Source organism: Pseudomonas sp. NPDC090592, assembly GCF_044769185.1.
Taxonomy (GTDB): domain Bacteria; phylum Pseudomonadota; class Gammaproteobacteria; order Pseudomonadales; family Pseudomonadaceae; genus Aquipseudomonas.
The window spans coordinates 41252-58452 of record NZ_JBIVXJ010000021.1; the positions used below are offsets into that span (position 1 = coordinate 41252).

The window sequence follows — 17201 nt, forward strand, 5'->3', positions numbered from 1 at the left end:
AAAGCCGAGCTAGTTTTGCTTCCTAGACCGGCAAGGTCAAGCCCCACTCCGAAGAGCGTGAAAGTTGAATTAGTCATATATTGACTGGCAATTTAGGCGATTTTATTTTGACCGCTGTCAACGCCTAAAAAACACTGGGGGGCCGATGGCGTCAGGCTTTGATAGGTTGAGCTGGGCTTATGAGAAATTTGCCAAACGAGACGAATAATGGAGTATTATTATATATATTGACAAAAATCATATCTATGCCATCGATATGTGCTCAGTGATTTCGCCACATTCGCATCGAAATCACAAATCATTTTTGTGCAAAATTTTTCTTTAGACTCTATCTTCTTGGCCAGGACGGCAAAAAAAGCGTAAGGTAATTCGGACACTTTCCGCAGTTTGCGCGGCTAATGCGGACACTTTCAGCTGGATCTACCAGTTAAATCGGACACTTTCTGGGAAAACTTTGCAAACAACCTGGACACTTTCCGTCAAAAAGTGTCCTGAGTGCAAATTGGAATGCTGGAGGCCATGGATTTCGGGGCTTGCGGGGAGTGTCCACGATTCGCGAAGGTCACACACGCTATGGGCTGCATTCGCGGCGGCCCGTTTCGCGCAGACCCCGATACTCAGCCAATCTCCCCTAGCAGCCGCTAGTTCAGCAAGCAGAGTTCAACGATCTTCTGGAAGATCGAGGTCTTTGCCGCTTCTCGCAGCCTCACGATGTCATAGGTGAAACTGGAGAAGAACAGCTCGCCCAGGGGATGATCCAGAACAGTCAGGCGGGTGCCGGCATCGTCGGTGATCACGACGTTGTACACGAGGTTCTGCTTGGCAATAGTGCCGTTGGTTGCCTGGTTGGAGGACACGAAGAACCATGCGCCTTCCAATCCATTGTCCTGGATGAATACGCTGTGCCGCTGCTTCTGCCTCCTTGGCGTGAGGTAGTAAGGCAATGACGCGAGCTCTGGACGCTTTACTTCACGGGTTGGCGACTCACCATTGTCCTGTCGCTCTTGATTGTCGAACAGGGTGTTGCCGATGATCGAAGGCACGCGATCTGTGGTGTATGCATTCAGCCACGTGTCCGACCGCTTGTCCCGGATCACGAATGCACCATCCCACAGCACGTCGAAGGGCTTTTTGCCTGTTTTTTTGAAAACCGCGCCCAGCGGTTTGAACTCGTAGTTGAACTCGCCTCTGCAGGTCTTATCAAACCGGCGGGAGCTCTCGATCCTGATCGCTTCGCCACTCACGCAAACGTCAAGCACCTGGATGTAGGTGTTGTCGTCACGGTCTTTTCGGCAACTGAGCAGCTGCAGCTTGTGGTCGGCCAACGCAGCGCCGCTGATGGTCACAGCCTTGTCGCGGAAAATTGACTCCTTCAGGGCTAGTTCCTGCAAGCATTTCTCGATCGCCGAATCTGAAACCGGTTTTTTCGGCGTGATATCGAAACCTTGGCAAATGCTGTCGACTGAGGCTGTAAAACGATGCAGCTTGACTCTGGTGTAGTAATCGAAATCTTCGGCTGGTTTGCCTCGACTGTCGTTGAGCGCTTGCCAGAAGTTGTTGAACTGCTCTGTGCCCTCCTCCTTGCTCTTGGAGATACTGGAGCCGTTTTTGCTCCCACCTTTAGTGATGACCTTACCGCTGACCACCAGGTAGTTGATGCTGCCTACCGCGAGCTCGGTAGGGATCGGCAGCTTGTCGCCGCTCAGCACTGCGGATGCCCCGAATTTATCCGCCAATTTTTCAATGGTGTTGAGCCAGCTTTTGTTTTTGGCGGTTTCTTTAGCGGTATCGAGCAGCCACAGCGGATTGGACGTGGTCGGCAGCCCTTCGAGGAACGCTCGAACCTGATGGGTGGCTTCATACACAACAGGGCTAAACTCGATCCCCGCGCGCGTCAGCAGCCGCTGGATACGGTTGAGGCAGTCTGTCTGGTGATAATTGATGCTGTTCTGGTACAGATCGATCGCCTTCGCCTTCGGGCTGTTGGTGGCAAACCCCATGTACTTGCGTTCTGTATTGGTGACCACATTGAGGGAGCGTGTACGCTGGAAGCGCTTGCCTTCCCAATCGAACATCAGCATGCCCGCGTCGGTAACCGGTCTGCTCGAAGTGTCCGAGGACGCAGCGCACTCCATGACAACCCGCTTGAGGTTAACCACGAGCTCCTGTTCCGTGGAGAAATACAATTCGTACTTCAGGGCCTCGAATACGTCGGCTCCGTTGTAGCCGGGACGGCTATAGACCAGCCCAAGGTACAGACTCGCATTGAACTCGACAGGGGCGATCTCGTATCGCTCATGCACCTCCAAGAGGTAGCTGAGCTTGAGCTTCAAGTCCAAGAGTGCCTGGATCACGTGATACGGATAGAGCGAGTGCTCGGCGATCACCTGACGTACATGGCCTGGTGACGGTGCCTGGGTACTCAGGTAGAGAAAGCCGAACACGCCCTTCCTGCCGAATTTGCTGTAATGCACTTTGGTTGAGGCAGGTACTCCCAGCGATTTGCGGATGAAGTCCTTGATGGTGGCGTCGACCCGTGGGTAGTACACCTCAGATGGCTCACCAAACTGTTTAGCGACCTCCACTACCGCCGCATGAACGTGGCCATGCCCCTCCTCCAGGGCTGACAATCGATCGATGATATCGTCAAGGTCACCCGGCAGCCTCAGCATGTTTGTACGGGCCTTGGCGACAGCACCCTGTTCCAGAAGGTTGATAGCAGTCATTGCACGTTCCTAAGCAGCTTTACCAAAGTGGGGTTGATCATCAGGCGGTCGTCTACCCGGTGGATGGAGTCTGGGCCAGATTCCGGGACGTAACGGGTAATGATCTTGAATGCATTCAGAAAATGGATCGACTCACCGTGACTAAACTCGCGCTCAGCGTTGAGATCGTTGTCATCGGGTTGCGTATTGACGTAGAGGAAACGCGGCGTGAGCTCCAAGCGTTCGCAACGGGCAATCATTTCCTCGCGTTTGGCTTGTGATCTTTGAAGCGTTTTGACGGACAGTTCGTGATTGTCCAGGGTGCCGGACCACCGCTTCACGTCAATGCAGACAATGGTGTCTCCCACCCGCACAAAGGTGTCGTAGGTTTCGTACACCGCAGGGCCCAGCAGCTCGACTAGCTGATCGAGATCAAGCGGAATGACTGCCAGAGCAGCTAGTACACGGGAGAAAATGAACTCACCGACGTTACCCTTAAGCAGAGGGATCAACGCGGGGTTAGGCAGGTGGACATCAATCCCTTCAGTGGCCATGTTGCACGCCATGTTGATGATGCCAGTGCCTGGATCCTGGTCGTCACCACCGTTTCGAACGTAATCGGGCACCAGCCACTTCCCAGGTTGATAAACCGCTTGTCCATGCAGCAGATCGCTCAGTTGGTTGAAACCCTCCGAGGTGGTGCAGACAGTGACACGATCCGTGACGGCCCTGGGCAGATAGAAGGTGCTGATGATCTCTTGGAAGTAACCAGAGGCTCTCACGATCGGCGAGCTCATCAGCTTTTGTACGTACTTTTGCGGCGCCATGACACTGTCCGGCGACCGAAGCATCTCGTTGAATGCCATGGCCTGCCGGTCACCTTCGCGAGCCTTTCTGAGTATCTGGGTTCTAAACGCGCCGTCGAAGAAGTTGTCGATGTCCTCGGCGGCGGCAGCAACCGTGGCGGTGAACTGTTCCCGCTCTTGCTCCGAGGCAAAGCTGCGGCTTTGCGCTTGCTGCAGACAGAACTGCATCAGGTTGTGATTGAGCAGCGAAAGGCTGTTGATGAGCAGGTCATTTCCTTCTCGGCGGAGCCGACTGTATCTCACTACCAAGTCGTCGATGACGTCACCGGGCAGGAAGATCTCGCTGTGCAAGTAGGTGTCACGTCGCTCGACCCGCCCGATGGCCTGGATGATCGCTTTGAGTACTGCCAGGTCATGCTCCCGGTTCAGGATGCGTCGATTCTTAGGCTGCATCAGGTTCGAGTCGAACTGCGACAACTTCACCACCTCATGCTCTGCGGCAGCGATGTGCTTGAGCAGCAGAATGTGGTTCTTGACGGTATTGAGGCCGGTGTCCCGTTCATGAACGGCGCTGTAGAAAGGCGTATTTACCAGGACAAGGCGATCAAAGTCCTGGTGGAAACCATCCTCGGCTCGTTCTACAAACAGGTTAAGACCCGTACCCGCACTGCCGTAAGAGGAGATGAGGCAAACACGGGTGCCTGCATCCACCTTGAGGTACTCGTCGACGTTGACCTCTCTGGCCAGCTTTGCACTGAACAGAATGACCCGTACCTTGGTTTTGCCTTCGAAGGGTTTCAGCTCGAAAATCTTGTCCTGGTACTGGCACCAAAGCCCCTTGATACGTCCATCAACGCTTTGCGAAAAGAGCGCTGCGAACCGCTCTGCAAAGCGGTTGTTAAGGGAGAGCACAAAGGTGTTTTTGCCATCCCAAGCCGCCATCAGCATCGCCTCGATCTGGCGACGATAGGCAGACATCCGATACTTGTTGTCAGTGAAGCCCGGGGGCAGCAATGAGGTTGACCAGAACCTGAAGACACGCTTGAAGACGGGATCACTGCGTAGGCCGCTGATGTCGTCAGCAGACGTATTGAAAAAGGGCCTGACCGCCATCGTTCTGGCCTTGGCTCGGGCTGTACGCAGGTCGGCCATCGCATCCACGTCAGCGGCAGTTCGCTCAACGACTCGCACACCGAGGTTGTCAGGATGAGACTCACCATATCGGGCCAGCATTTTTCTTGAAAAATTGCCGGAGTAGGAATGCTTGAAACCCGTCGTTGCACTCAAACACATCGCGCTGTTTTGCGTGGCATGCAGGTTCCTCAGCAGCTTGACCTCAGGAAGCTCGAGGATCAGATCAAGGTGAAAATCCACGAATACCCGATTCATCACCGCATCACCCCCGAAGGGCAATTCGTTCACCTTGATCAGAGAGAAGACAATCTTTGGGGCGAAGAACGTGAAGAATCCATCAACGAAGATCTCGGCGTCCCGGGGGCGGTCAAACACCGAGGCCACGTAAGCATGGTGCTGTCGGGACGTCTTGATGAAATCCAGGAGAGGCGCGTTCTGCGTCGCCTCACGGCCCAGTTCCAATAGTTTTCTCAGCGGGCTTTTCTGGCCCACTTTGGAACAGGCGTAGAGCGCGCAGAGCATAAGCTGCAGAAAATCGTGGAGGGTAGGATGCTCAGACGGCCCTCCGTCGTCGAAATAGAGACGGATCTCACTCCTCCCGCACATCGACTTCATGCGGATCCGCTTGAGTGCTTCTTCGTTGTAGAAGCGTCGTGGTGAGAGCGAGAAGATGTTTCGAGACAGGGCCAGGATCTGTTCGACATCGCGATTGTCGATGGTGATGTGGCCGACGTTACCCGAACACATTTCGAGAATGACATCCAATGGAACGCTGGCCTTGCAGTCCTCCCGATAGTGCCGGTGCAGATCTTCCATGAGCTCAACCGTTTCCTCAAAAGCGATCGGAAGCTCATCCTCACTGTCGTAGTCTTCAGTAACCACCTCCAGCAACCGGTGCAGACCGGCGATGACGTGAGGGGGCTTCATCCGCTCATTGACCAGCTTCTTCTTGCTCGCGTCGAAAATCCGGTCGTAACTGTCGTGCTCTTCATCGATGACAAGGTTGAACGTAATGCCGTTGGCCCTGAAATAGTTCGATTCATCGGTAATGAAGAAATCGCTCTTGAGGTAGGCGATCTGCTGCTGATGGGACAGGCTACAGGCAGCGCCGATGGGAGCAATGCTGTCTTCCTCAGCATTCGTGGGCGAGCGCTTGGCCCCCAATATGGCATCGAAGCTCAGCTTCTTGATGTTCGGCTCTTGCTTCTTGTCGATGTACACGATGAACGCGCGTTGCAGGAACCTGGCCGTGGTAGCAAGGAAGATGGTTGGGCTCACCTTGGCCCGCTCAAACGGTAGCAAGTGATCGATAACTTCAATCTTCGCGCGCTCCAGATCGGTTCGGGCGTCCTTGAAGCGGTCTTGCGTGGCAACGAACTTCGAGCCGACTTTTTCCCTGATCACGGATTTCGCCAGATCTTGCAACGCAAAGAGCAGGCGCAATTTCGACGCCTCGATGCGGCGCTGCAACTCTCCCTCCCGAAGGTAGTCAGCGACTTCCAGCTTCAGATAGCGCGCACGCTCGGCTTCAGTCGCCTTGAGTCCACTGATCGCACTGTTCAGCTCTCCCACCACCTCCCGGTAGTAGTCTGTGTTCAGCGCCTTGACCCAGCGGGTGTAACGGTCTTCGTTGCGAACCTTGGAAACCCAGCCAAGGAAATCGAGGTCCGTTAGATCGCCTTCGGCCAAGAAGCTCAGGATGCAGATGCCCTTCGCCGCAGCTTTTTCCTGAGTGATCTTGGCGACGTCAATCTGTGCCTTGTGCGGGGTGATGAAGAACAGGTTGCGATGGGCACCGCTTTCATCAGGGGCAGTGGCGTGTTCGACGAACTGATCGAACACGTTGTAGGACTTGCCGAAACCAGTCCCATCATTGGCGAAACTGACCGATGGATTGTTTTTCGCATCGCCGTTGAAGAACGGCGCCAGGCGGGCCCGATGCGAGTTGATATCGTGGCTGAGTGCAGCGCTGATGCGGCCGTTCTTGGCGTCCATGGCTGAATCCAACATCCTGTTCATGGGGGCAATTTAATACATACTCGTCAGCGAGGGTGATGGCAAACCGGTTTAAATGCAACCGCGCTGGCCGCTATGGACGTCGTGCTACAGCGCTTGAGGAACTGACCTCGCATCCGCCCTGCAAGGCCATCGAGCCATTCGCAGCGCTTCCCCGCGCAGATGAGGATCGCCTTGAGTCTGGTCCCACGCCATAGCGAAATCGATCAGTCGCTGGTCTGCGATTTCCTCGATGGACTGGTAGGCACCGCGTGTAACCTTTTCGAGTTCGTTACAAGTGCTACGCCAGCAGTAAATAGCAGCCGTCGACCCAACACGCTCATCCATTGCGTCGAAGAACAGGCTCATAGAGCTTTCCTTGTCACCCGCTCACGATGCATCAGGTCCTCTAGTATTTCTCCCGCCCAGTGCACCATCGAGACTCCGTCCGGAAGGCCTGGCGAGGATGGCTGGACCTGAGGCTCGTCAACCAGCCCACAATTGCCCGTTCGTATGAAGATCCCGACGGACACGTCCCTTCGTCTAACAAGCTTGGCCGGCCAACAAAAATCCGTGAGAATGCCATTTGGCCATTACCTATTGCATGGAACACTCATATGCCACGGAAGCGAAAAGGGAGCGGCGGCGGGCCGATCGCTCTATACGCCTTGTTATTCGTCGTTGCCCTTTTGGCACAAATTCCAAAACAGGTGTGGATCGCCCTTGGAGTCATCCTTGGCATCGGCGTGCTGGTATGGGCAGTCAGGCGAGCCACGCAGGACAAGCCCTCCGATCATGACGAGGACGATCTAGCGGCGGAGATTGCTGTCGCGACCCAACGGGCCCTATCGCCCAGTGTTACCGTTCAATTCAGCACCGCGGCGCAGGAGCGGGAGTTTCACACCGTCCAGGTGGGCTCCTCGAGCAATAGTCAGAGCTTTACGATTCCAAATCCAAGCACAAAACCTACGGGTGTGCGTTGGCTGACCGAGGGCGAATCAGTGAACGTTGCGGGCTTGGCCATTCCTGGTGGTCTGATCTACCTCAGCGAACGCGCCACTGGGTTTGGTAACAGCGAGCCATCACTTCTAGATGCCACACTGCGCGTCGCCCGCTCCACCATGAGTCTGACTGATCGGCAGATGTCGTACTGGCCTAGCTACAAGACCATCACGCCAGAGGCCCGACGAGCGTACCTGCAATGGTTGGCAGGGGGACGTCGTCAGCCAGCCGACGTTGGTTACGTGTTCCTGTTTTTCTACGGATTGGAACGTCGCGCGCTCATTGATGCACCTAACGACCCACAGGCCAAGGCTGAGATTCCGGCCATCAAGGCAGAGGTCGAGCGGTTACTTGAGCTTTATGGCGACAACAACAGTTTCCGCGGTTACGCCACTCGCTTCCTTGCCCATGTTGATACGGGCGCCGTTGTACCGCAGAGCTATCTGAGCGAACCCACTGCATTGGGCGTAGATGGTTATGAGCTGCCCATGCCGGTGCGCATTGCCCTGGGCCAGATGGCCGTCGACAAGTACCCGCTCAACCCGAGCTGGGCCCTGGCTTGGGCGTTGACCGAGCCCAACATCTCCCGCCGCACTCCAGTCACCCGTTGCCCGGACCAATTCGCGGCACTTTTCAAGCATGAATTTGCAAAGCGCTATCCCAACGGCATTGCACTGCCCCAAAACAAGACCAAGCTCAAGATCGCTTATCGACCGGCTTCTGCCGGGTTGAGCATTCCCGCAGTGGCCGTGGGCGATCTTCCGGACGTAGCGGCAACCTCAGGCACGCGAAACAAGCTGCAGGTCATTGTCGAGGAGTGCAGCACGGTACTGGATCCCTACAGTCGATACTTGGGGCGTAATCCTGACGCGGCTTCAAGCCTGGAAGCCATCCTGCAACTGCCGACAGAACTCTGGCCAGGCGAGGCCAAGGCAGAACTGGAGCATCTCGAGCAGCGCGTAGGTGGCGAAACACTCTGCATGAGTTTCGGTGAGCTCGCCGGTCGTTTCAAATCTGCCGGGGCCCTCTCACGCGACAAGGTGATCGCTCTTGCGCGTGCCCTCGAGAGCAAACGGATCGGTCTTGAGCCCGATGTGCTGTCAGGGAGTCGCACACCCAAGGCGGAGGACACCATTGCCCTGTTCGCGGCAGATGCCGAGGAAGGCACCCTTCGCTCGACTGCCGCCTACAGTGCCGCAGCGGTGACGCTCGATCTTGCAAGCGCCGTCGCTGCTGCGGATGGCGATACTTCACTGGAGGAAGTGAGCCTGCTTTCCGGACACATCGACTCCTGGGATCACCTCTGCGTCGCGCACCGAAAGCGCCTGAAAGCCCACCTGCAGATTCAGCTCAAGCAACCCCCTACCTTGGCGAGCCTCAAGAAAAAGCTTGAGCCGTTATCAGTCGAAGCCAAACGCAAAATCGCTAGCTTCCTGGCCCACCTCGCACAGGCTGACGGAGAGGTCACACCACAGGAGGTAAAGCTGCTTGAGCGCGTTTATAAAGCTCTGGCCCTGGACCCTCAGTTCGTCTACAGCGACCTACACAGCGCAGCGGTTCGCCCATCTCAAGCCGCGCCAGTAACCACAACAGATACCGGTATTGCAGAGCCGACGGCAGCAACGTCGGACGCAGGCTTTGCACTGGACATGGCGAAAGTTGCTCGGCTGCAGCAGGAAACAGCCGAGGTATCCTCCCTCCTCGCCAGCGTCTTCAGCGAAGAGGCGCCCAGCGAAACTGTTCAAAATGTGCAGCCCGATACTCCCGACGACGCCGCGCAAAACGCAGCGCAGCAATTGGCGACAGTACACGGGCTGGATGTAGAGCACTCAGCGTTTCTGCGGCTGTTAATCTCAAGGACTGAGTGGAGCCGCGCTGAACTTGAGGATGCTGCCAGCGATATGGAGCTGATGCTGGATGGCGCTCTGGAGCGAATCAACGACACCGCTTTCGATCTGTTCGACATGCCTGTGACCGAAGGCGACGACCCTATCGAAATCAACCCCGAAATTCTGGATGAATTAGCCCTATGAGTAAGATACGAGCCAAAGATCGCGATGCGGTCATCCAATCGTTGCGTGCGGGCGTGGTTCCGCGGGTAGGACAGCACCTGATTCAGGTTGGTCGGGCGGGAGAGCTCGATTCCCTGCTGAAGGATGTAGATCGCCTGGCAGACGGCGGCTCAGCCTTCAGAGTTGTGGTGGGCGAATATGGCGCGGGCAAAACGTTCTTCCTCAACCTGGTGCGCGGCATTGCGATGGAACGCAAACTGGTAACCATGCATGCTGACCTCAATCCGGACCGGCGCCTGCATGCGTCTGGAGGCCAGGCACGATCCCTCTATTCCGAACTTGCCAAGAACATGGCAACCCGCACCAAGCCTGATGGCGGTGCACTCCAGGGTATCGTTGAGAAATTCATTTCCCAGGCCAAGACTGAAGCCAAGGCCAAGGGTGTCGAGAGCGAGGTAGTCATTCGCGAGTACTTGGCCGAGCTCACGGAAATGGTCAATGGCTATGACTTTGCGGATGTGATTGCCGCCTACTGCCGTGGGTTTGAAGAAGGCAACGAACAACTCAAGGCCGACGCCATCCGTTGGCTGCGCGGAGAATTTTCCACCAAAACCGATGCACGGGCAGCTTTGGGCGTGCGGACAATCGTCGACGATGCGTCGGTTTACGACCAGCTCAAATTGCTCTCCCGATTTGTGCGCCTTGCCGGCTTTGGCGGCGTGATGGTCTGCCTGGACGAGCTGGTCAACCTGTACAAGCTCGCGAACACTCAAGCACGCAATGCCAACTACGAGCAGATCCTGCGCATCCTGAATGACTCCTTGCAGGGATCGGCTGAAGGTCTGGGCTTCGTGTTAGGTGGGACCCCCGAGTTTTTAATGGACACACGCCGCGGCCTCTACAGCTACCCTGCCCTGCAGTCACGCCTCGCTGAGAACACGTTCGCCAAATCCGGCCTGGTCGACCTTTCCGGGCCCGTGATTCGCCTGAGCAGCCTGACACCTGAAGACTTCTACGTGCTGCTGCAGAAGCTTCGCAATGTGTACGGCTATGGAGAGCCCGAAAAGTTCTTGCTGCCTGACGAGGCAATCCCTGCATTCATGGCGCATTGCAATCAGCGCTTGGGGGAAGCGTACTTCCGCACACCGCGAACGACCATCACCGCTTTCATCAACTTGTTGGCCGTGATCGAACAGAACCCCACCGCTGATTGGCGTACCTTATTGGGTGCCGTTGAGCTAACCAAAGACGACGGTGGACAGCAGGATCTTGAGGTCGAGGCCGACGATGAGCTCGCCAGTTTCAAGCTCTGACTCTTCCTCATTCGAGCGCTTGCACCCTGAGGTTCAGCAATGGGTCTGGTCTCAGGGTTGGACAGCGCTGCGCGACGCCCAGGAGTGGGCGGTACCGCCCTTGGTGGAAGCCGATCGCGATGTGATCATTGCAGCATCCACCGCGGCAGGTAAGACCGAGGCCGCATTCCTGCCCATCCTGACCAACCTGCTCAACCAAAGTGACCCTGCCGGCGCCGTGCTTTACATCAGCCCGCTGAAGGCGCTGATCAACGACCAATGGGACAGACTCAGTCGGCTCTGTGAGCGGCTGGAGATCCCAGTGGTCGCCTGGCATGGCGACGTATCCGCGAGCAAGAAGCAACGGTTTCTCAAGTCGCCAGAAGGCATTCTGTTGATCACCCCCGAGTCCCTCGAGGCGCTGTTCGTCAACAGAGGCTCGAGCCTATCGGGCGTCTTTCAAAACCTGCGCTACATCGTCGTGGACGAACTGCATGCTTTCATAGGAAGCGAGCGCGGCAAGCAGTTGCAGTCACTGATGCAACGGGTGGAAATTGTTGTGGGAAGAGCGTTGCCGCGAGTGGGGCTGTCGGCAACGTTGGGAGAGATGTCATTGGCGCGTGTGTTTTTGAGGCCAAATCGCCCAGATGACATCGCAGTCATCGAATCCACATCCTCAGGTCAAGAACTTCAGGTGCAAGTGCGCGGATACATTGAGCGCCCGATGCCAGAGGTGGTCGCCACGCTAACCGAACATGCGGGAAAGGCTGACGACCATGATGGAGACAACGATGCCAGGGAAGACACTTCCGGGTCCAAGGTGGCGATCGCAAGCCATCTGTACAAGGTACTCAGAGGCCATAACAACCTGATCTTCCCCAACAGACGGCAGGACGTCGAATGGTTCGCTGATCGACTTCGCTCACTGTGTGAGCAGGATGGTGTACCTAACGAATTCTGGCCACATCACGGCAGCTTGTCCAAGGAACTGCGAGAAGACGCTGAGCGTGCCCTGAAAGCCGGTGACACCCCTGCGTCTGCAGTGTGCACCACCACCTTGGAGCTTGGCATCGACATCGGCAACATCAGGACCGTTGCGCAGATTGGTAGCCCTCCATCCGTGGCGAGCCTGAGGCAGCGTCTTGGTCGCTCTGGTAGACGGCCAGGGGAACCTGCCACGCTGCGGGCGTACTGCCGTGAACGCCCCCTGACAGATCGCTCCGACCTCTCCGATCGGCTTCGGGAGGGTTTGGTTCAGACGATAGCCATGATTCGTTTGCTGGTGGCCGGGTGGTTCGAACCTCCCCGCTCGCAAGGCATGCACGCGTCGACGCTTGTTCAGCAATCTCTTTCTTCCATTGCTCAGCTGGGGGGAGCTTCGGCGGCCCAACTGTGGAATAACCTCATTGCCAGTGGCAGTTTTGCAAGCATTTCGAAAGCCGACCTGATGTCCTTACTAAAGGGCATGGGGGAGAAGGAGCTGATTGTCCAGGACAGCTCGGGGCTGCTGCTTCCTGGCGAACTGGGCGAGCGCCTGATAAACCACTATGAGTTCTACACCGCATTCACCAGCGATGAAGAGTTTCGCTTGCTCCGGGATGGCAAGCCACTCGGCTCATTGCCTGTTAGCAAGCCCCTCACCAAAGGGCAACGTATCATCTTTGGAGGTCGTCGCTGGCAGGTTCAAGATGTGGACCTTGAAGCCAAAGTGATCGTTGTGACGCCCGCCCGCGGCGGAGAGCCGCCACAATTCGATGGATTGAGTGCTCAGGTGCACGACCGTGTCAGACTGGAAATGCGCGATGTACTGATGGAAACCAGCCCGTGCCCTTTTTTGGATAAACAGGCTCAACACCTGCTTCAAGAGGCCCGCAGCACTTTTCAAACACTCGGCCTGGCCACGCAGTCCATCACCGGGTCATCCAGCTTCAGTCATCTTCTGACCTGGCAGGGTGACCATACCAATGACGCATTGGCGCTGTTGCTTCGACATGTAGGCATCCAGTGCGAGAACAATGGGCTCTCGCTCGAAGTCGCGTTTGGTCAGGAGGATTGTCTAAGCGCGCTTCGCGTCGTCGGCCAGCTGGATGTGTCGGATCCTGGCCCCTATCTTGAAGACGTGGAGAACATGATCATTGAGAAATGGGACTGGGCCCTTCCCCGCCCTTTATTGATGAAGTCCTATGCCTCCAGCCATTTGGACCTTCAGCGTGCAGTTGAAGTCGCGAGTGAGCTTGCCAATCGCCTAGGCTCTGTCTAAAAAAAACCGTCGCGTACACCGCATGACACAGGCCAGCGAGAGCATCGCGGAATAACTTTTACGAGGCTGCGTATGACCCAACATGACCGCCACGGCACATCATCAGGCGCGCTGACTGCCCGGGAGGTCTGCCAGGTGCTGCGAGAGGTCGTGTTCGAACGCCGGGCAATAGCTAAGTTAGTAAGCCAGTCTTGGGAGCAGGCGTACGCGCGCCATTTCGAAGTCGACGTAGAGGGATGGCGGCTCACGATCTACAACGACTGTGATGGCCTGGACTACTGCGAGCGATGCGTGAGCCCTGAGGGGAAGCACTGGGGTTTCGATTCAGGTGATCGGACAGATCCGATTGCTCTGCTTTCGACGTGGGAGCATCAGACCCTGGAGCGAATGTTGAAAGCCCTGTAAAGCGATGAGGCGTGCCCTGCCAAGCCTGGCTGTCAGTACACAAATCCCTTTATCACCACGGTGTGATCGACTTGATGATTTCGGTGATTTGCCGCCAGTAGTGAAACAGCAAATATCCGCTGATGATGACGGCCTCTGGGAATGCAATGTAAGCCACAACGGGGCTCACAAATCTGTCGTCGATGCCGAGCACGAGCAACACTCCGAGACTCAGGATCATGCACGGTAAAAAATGAACGCGAGTACAGTCACAGCCACGCCCACCACAAAGATCAAATCCATGAACGCCCTGAACACCAGGTGTTGCTCCTTGAAATGCGCCATGTGACGGCGACAAATACAGCCGGAACGTCGGCTCAAAGGATTTTACAACGACACGTAGCCCCTGCAACCCTACCCGTATAAAGCGGCAAGCCTTATGTGGTGGAGTTTCTCTCTTTACTCAGAGAAACTACTGCGGCAGCGATCCCTGATGCAGATTGCGTTGTTCCACCCGCGTGACATGAGAGCTCCTATGCTGACGGTGCAAACCCTGATTGCCATTGATCCACTGAAACTGCAGGTTGCCGCCGGCATGGCAGGTATAGGACGAACCATCACCTGGGCGCATACGGTTGATCTGCCCGACCCTTGGCGCTGGGTGTCACCGGGTGATCTGGTGATGACTACCGGCGTTGGCCTGCCACAGGCCTCGCAGGAACAGGTTGAATGGCTGGAGCAACTGGTTCAGAGCAACGCCAGCGCATTGGTTATCGCGCCCAGGCAAGATGCCCCAGGCGTGACGCAAGCGCTGCTGGAAGCTGCCGACAGACTGCATTTTCCTGTGCTGCGCGCAAGCTTTGAGCTGGAGTTCGTCAAGCTTTCACACCAGGTTATCGAGAGTGTGCTGCAGGCACAGCGGGAACGGTTCAACGCGAGCGAACGGCTGTTTCAGACTTACGCAGAGGCACTACGCAAACAACCAGAAATGGCAGGAAGGCTGTCGATCCTTGCCAATGCCTTGGGTATGAGCCTGAGCATCGAAGATGCCGTCAGCGGGCTCAAGATCGTCGAAACCCAAGGCATACCTCCGGAAGACTGCAATCACATTGAACGCATACCCATAGGCGGTCGGGCCCGCGCCAATCTCATTATCTCCACCAGCGCCAGGCGTACGTCCGATGACTCCATACTGGTGAGGTCATTGGCCGGCTTGCTGGGTGTCGAACTGGAGCGACTGATGATTCAGCGCGACCTGCAACGCGAAGAAGGTGCAGCGCTGCTACGCCGCCTGGTCGACAGCACAACCGAGTTCTCTTTGGCATTGCCGATGCTGGAGCGCCACGGGCTCACAGGCACGCTGGTAAGTTTGGCAATACTGCCAGGGCCGGCTGGCCCATGGTCAATCGACGATGTGCATCACGCCCCTGCCCTGTACCCGCTAACGCCATTGATGTTCGTCGAGAACGGATTGTTGATGGCGCTAAGTCGTAATCAACCGTCCGTTCCAGAGGCTTTGCGCACCAGTCTTGGTAACGGCACCGTGATCGGTGTCAGCGGCCCGATCTCAACCGCAACAGGCCTTCAGGAAAGTTTCCGTCAATCCCGCCTGGCACTCACCCAAGCCCGGGAAGTCGGCAAAGACATCCTGGCCTATGGCGAGGCAGAGACCGGGTTGATCATGGCGCCGAAAACGATGCCTGAAGCACGGGCGCTGGTAGGTCGCTATCTGGGCCCATTGATTGAACACGACCGTACCCAGGGTGCAGCGCTAGTGACCACACTGGCCACCTTCCTGAAAAACGACGGTAACTGGAAAGCAACCGCCTTCGACCTCGATGTTCACCGCCAAACCCTTGTCTATCGTTTGAAGCTGGTTGAACAACTCACCGGGCTCAAACCCACCACTACCACTGGCATCACGCGTTTCTGGATTGCGCTTCAGGCGGGCAAGAACACAAACCTGATCGACTGAAACCGGCGGAATGTAAAAGACCCCGCTGCGTGGGCGGGGTCTTGGCGTCAGCTAGCCGATAGCTTTAATGGCTGGTCGGCATCGCGAACTCTGCGCCTTTGGCGATGGCTTGCGGCCAGCGCTGCATGATGCTCTTCTGCTTGGTGTAGAAGCGCACACCCTCCTCGCCATAGGCGTGCATGTCGCCGAACAGGCTCTTCTTCCAGCCGCCAAAACCATGCCAGGCCATCGGCACCGGAATTGGCACGTTGATGCCGACCATGCCCACGTGGATACGGCGACCGAACTCTCGGGCAATGTGGCCGTCACGGGTGTACAGGCTGACGCCGTTGCCGAACTCGTGGGCGTTGATCAGGTCGACCGCTTCGGCAAAGTCCTTGACCCGCAGGCAGGCCAGCACCGGGCCGAAGATTTCTTCCTTGTAGATGCGCATGTCCGGGGTGACATTGTCGAACAGCGTGCCGCCCAGCCAGAAACCATCGCCGCAACCTTCACCGGCGGTTTGACCGTTGAAGGTGCGCCCATCAACCAGCAGGGTCGCGCCCTCTTTTACCCCTTGCTCGATGTAACCGGTGATGCGGTCAAGCGCAGCCCGGGTAACGATCGGCCCCATTTCGGCTTCGAGGTTGGTACCGTTGAGCACCTTGAGTTCGCGGGTGCGTTCGATCAGCTTGGGCATGACCTTCTCAGCGGTGTCATCACCCACGAACACCGCCACGCTGATGGCCATGCAACGCTCACCGGCCGAACCGTAGGCTGCACCGATCAGGGCATCGACCACCTGGTCGATATCGGCGTCCGGCATCACGACCAGGTGGTTTTTCGCGCCGCCCAGTGCCTGGACGCGCTTGCCATGGCGGGCACCGGTTTCATAGATGTGGTTGGCGATAGGGGTTGAACCTACGAACGACACGGCCTGTACATCCGGGTGCTCGATCAGTGCGTTCACCGCGTCCTTGTCGCCCTGCACCACGTTGAACACGCCGTCTGGCAGGCCGGCCTGCTTCAGCAGCCCGGCGATGAACAGGCTCGGGCTCGGGTCCAGCGGGCTTGGCTTGAGCACGAAGGTGTTGCCGGTGGCCAGGGCGACCGGGAACATCCACATCGGTACCATGACCGGGAAGTTGAACGGCGTGATGCCGGTGACCACACCCAAAGGCTGACGCAGGGTCCAGTTGTCGATGTTGGTGCTGACTTGATCGGTGAAGTCTGTTTTCAGCAGCTGCGGCGCGCCGCAGGCGAATTCGACGATCTCGATGCCGCGCATCACTTCGCCCTGGGCGTCGGTGAACACCTTGCCGTGCTCGGCGGTGATCATGCGCGCCAGGTCATCACGGTGCTCATTGAGCAGCGCCAGGAACTTGTTCAGTACCCGTGCACGGCGCAGTGGCGACAGGTTGCTCCAAGCCGGGAAAGCGGCTTTGGCCGATGCCACTGCAGCGTCCACGTCTTTTTGCGCCGACAGTTGCACCTGCCCAGTGACTACGCCGGTAGCTGGGTTGTAGACCGGCAGTTGCTGGCCGCTGGTAGCCTCGGCTTGAGCGCCGGATATCCAGTTCATGATGGTTTGGGTCATTGTTTTCTCACATCAGAGGGTAACGACGGTGGCGTGCTTTATTAGCTCGCCGTACTCGGT

Annotated in this window: 10 protein-coding genes; 5 read left to right on the forward strand and 5 right to left on the reverse strand. The window is 56.9% G+C overall.

Features of this window, described 5'->3' with window-relative positions:
- Nucleotides 1-641: 641 nt before the first annotated feature.
- From ACIQUI_RS18895 to ACIQUI_RS18905, 3 genes are all read right to left on the reverse strand, one after another.
- A complete protein-coding gene (locus ACIQUI_RS18895) occupies nt 642-2726 on the reverse strand; it encodes a hypothetical protein (RefSeq protein ID WP_403201454.1) in 2085 nt (694 codons plus the stop codon).
- On the reverse strand, nt 2723-6640 hold the full coding sequence (locus ACIQUI_RS18900; RefSeq protein WP_403201457.1) for a hypothetical protein: 3918 nt from the start codon (nt 6638-6640) through the stop codon (nt 2723-2725). Before ACIQUI_RS18900 ends, ACIQUI_RS18895 begins: the two co-directional genes overlap by 4 nt.
- A 108-nt stretch (nt 6641-6748) precedes the next feature.
- Nucleotides 6749-7009 carry a hypothetical protein gene (locus ACIQUI_RS18905; RefSeq protein WP_403201460.1) on the reverse strand — a complete coding sequence of 87 codons (261 nt, stop codon included), beginning with the start codon at nt 7007-7009 and terminating at the stop codon, nt 6749-6751.
- 248 nt (nt 7010-7257) lie between these two features.
- Here ACIQUI_RS18905 and ACIQUI_RS18910 point away from each other — a divergent pair, with 248 nt between their 5' ends.
- The 4 genes from ACIQUI_RS18910 to ACIQUI_RS18925 all read left to right on the forward strand — a co-directional run bounded on the left by ACIQUI_RS18910 (nt 7258) and on the right by ACIQUI_RS18925 (nt 13611).
- Entirely contained in the window at nt 7258-9675 is a 2418-nt protein-coding gene (locus tag ACIQUI_RS18910) for a TerB N-terminal domain-containing protein (protein WP_403201462.1), read from the forward strand.
- The gene (locus tag ACIQUI_RS18915) at nt 9672-10967 is read left to right on the forward strand and encodes an ATP-binding protein (protein ID WP_403201465.1); all 1296 of its coding nucleotides are present in this window, start codon (nt 9672-9674) and stop codon (nt 10965-10967) included. The genes ACIQUI_RS18910 and ACIQUI_RS18915 overlap by 4 nt, the downstream gene beginning before the upstream one ends.
- Nucleotides 10942-13206: a DEAD/DEAH box helicase gene (locus tag ACIQUI_RS18920; protein WP_403201467.1), complete on the forward strand. Its 2265-nt coding sequence runs from the start codon at nt 10942-10944 to the stop codon at nt 13204-13206. The genes ACIQUI_RS18915 and ACIQUI_RS18920 overlap by 26 nt, the downstream gene beginning before the upstream one ends.
- 72 nt (nt 13207-13278) lie before the next feature.
- Nucleotides 13279-13611 carry a hypothetical protein gene (locus tag ACIQUI_RS18925; RefSeq protein WP_403201470.1) on the forward strand — a complete coding sequence of 111 codons (333 nt, stop codon included), beginning with the start codon at nt 13279-13281 and terminating at the stop codon, nt 13609-13611.
- Between the two features lie 52 nt (nt 13612-13663).
- Here ACIQUI_RS18925 and ACIQUI_RS18930 read toward each other — a convergent pair whose 3' ends face one another.
- The gene (locus ACIQUI_RS18930; protein WP_403201472.1) at nt 13664-13804 is read right to left on the reverse strand and encodes a hypothetical protein; all 141 of its coding nucleotides are present in this window, start codon (nt 13802-13804) and stop codon (nt 13664-13666) included.
- A gap of 321 nt (nt 13805-14125) precedes the next feature.
- On the opposite strand from ACIQUI_RS18930, the gene ACIQUI_RS18935 reads away from it, so the two are divergent.
- A complete protein-coding gene (locus tag ACIQUI_RS18935; protein WP_403201475.1) occupies nt 14126-15565 on the forward strand; it encodes a PucR family transcriptional regulator in 1440 nt (479 codons plus the stop codon).
- A 64-nt stretch (nt 15566-15629) separates the two neighbouring features.
- Here ACIQUI_RS18935 and ACIQUI_RS18940 read toward each other — a convergent pair whose 3' ends face one another.
- Nucleotides 15630-17141, reverse strand: a complete 1512-nt coding sequence (locus ACIQUI_RS18940; RefSeq protein WP_403201478.1) for a CoA-acylating methylmalonate-semialdehyde dehydrogenase — start codon at nt 17139-17141, stop codon at nt 15630-15632.
- Nucleotides 17142-17201: the final 60 nt, after the last annotated feature.

What these genes read in the sequence shown, in the direction of transcription:
- ACIQUI_RS18895 (WP_403201454.1), bottom strand. Translation starts at nt 2,726, where the DNA reads ATGACTGCTATCAACCTTCTGGAACAGGGTGCTGTCGCCAAGGCCCGT.
- ACIQUI_RS18910 (WP_403201462.1), top strand. Translation starts at nt 7,258, where the DNA reads ATGCCACGGAAGCGAAAAGGGAGCGGCGGCGGGCCGATCGCTCTATAC.
- ACIQUI_RS18900 (WP_403201457.1), bottom strand. Translation starts at nt 6,640, where the DNA reads ATGGACGCCAAGAACGGCCGCATCAGCGCTGCACTCAGCCACGATATC.
- ACIQUI_RS18915 (WP_403201465.1), top strand. Translation starts at nt 9,672, where the DNA reads ATGAGTAAGATACGAGCCAAAGATCGCGATGCGGTCATCCAATCGTTG.
- ACIQUI_RS18925 (WP_403201470.1), top strand. Translation starts at nt 13,279, where the DNA reads ATGACCCAACATGACCGCCACGGCACATCATCAGGCGCGCTGACTGCC.
- ACIQUI_RS18935 (WP_403201475.1), top strand. Translation starts at nt 14,126, where the DNA reads ATGCTGACGGTGCAAACCCTGATTGCCATTGATCCACTGAAACTGCAG.
- ACIQUI_RS18940 (WP_403201478.1), bottom strand. Translation starts at nt 17,141, where the DNA reads ATGACCCAAACCATCATGAACTGGATATCCGGCGCTCAAGCCGAGGCT.
- ACIQUI_RS18920 (WP_403201467.1), top strand. Translation starts at nt 10,942, where the DNA reads ATGAGCTCGCCAGTTTCAAGCTCTGACTCTTCCTCATTCGAGCGCTTG.
- ACIQUI_RS18905 (WP_403201460.1), bottom strand. Translation starts at nt 7,009, where the DNA reads ATGAGCCTGTTCTTCGACGCAATGGATGAGCGTGTTGGGTCGACGGCT.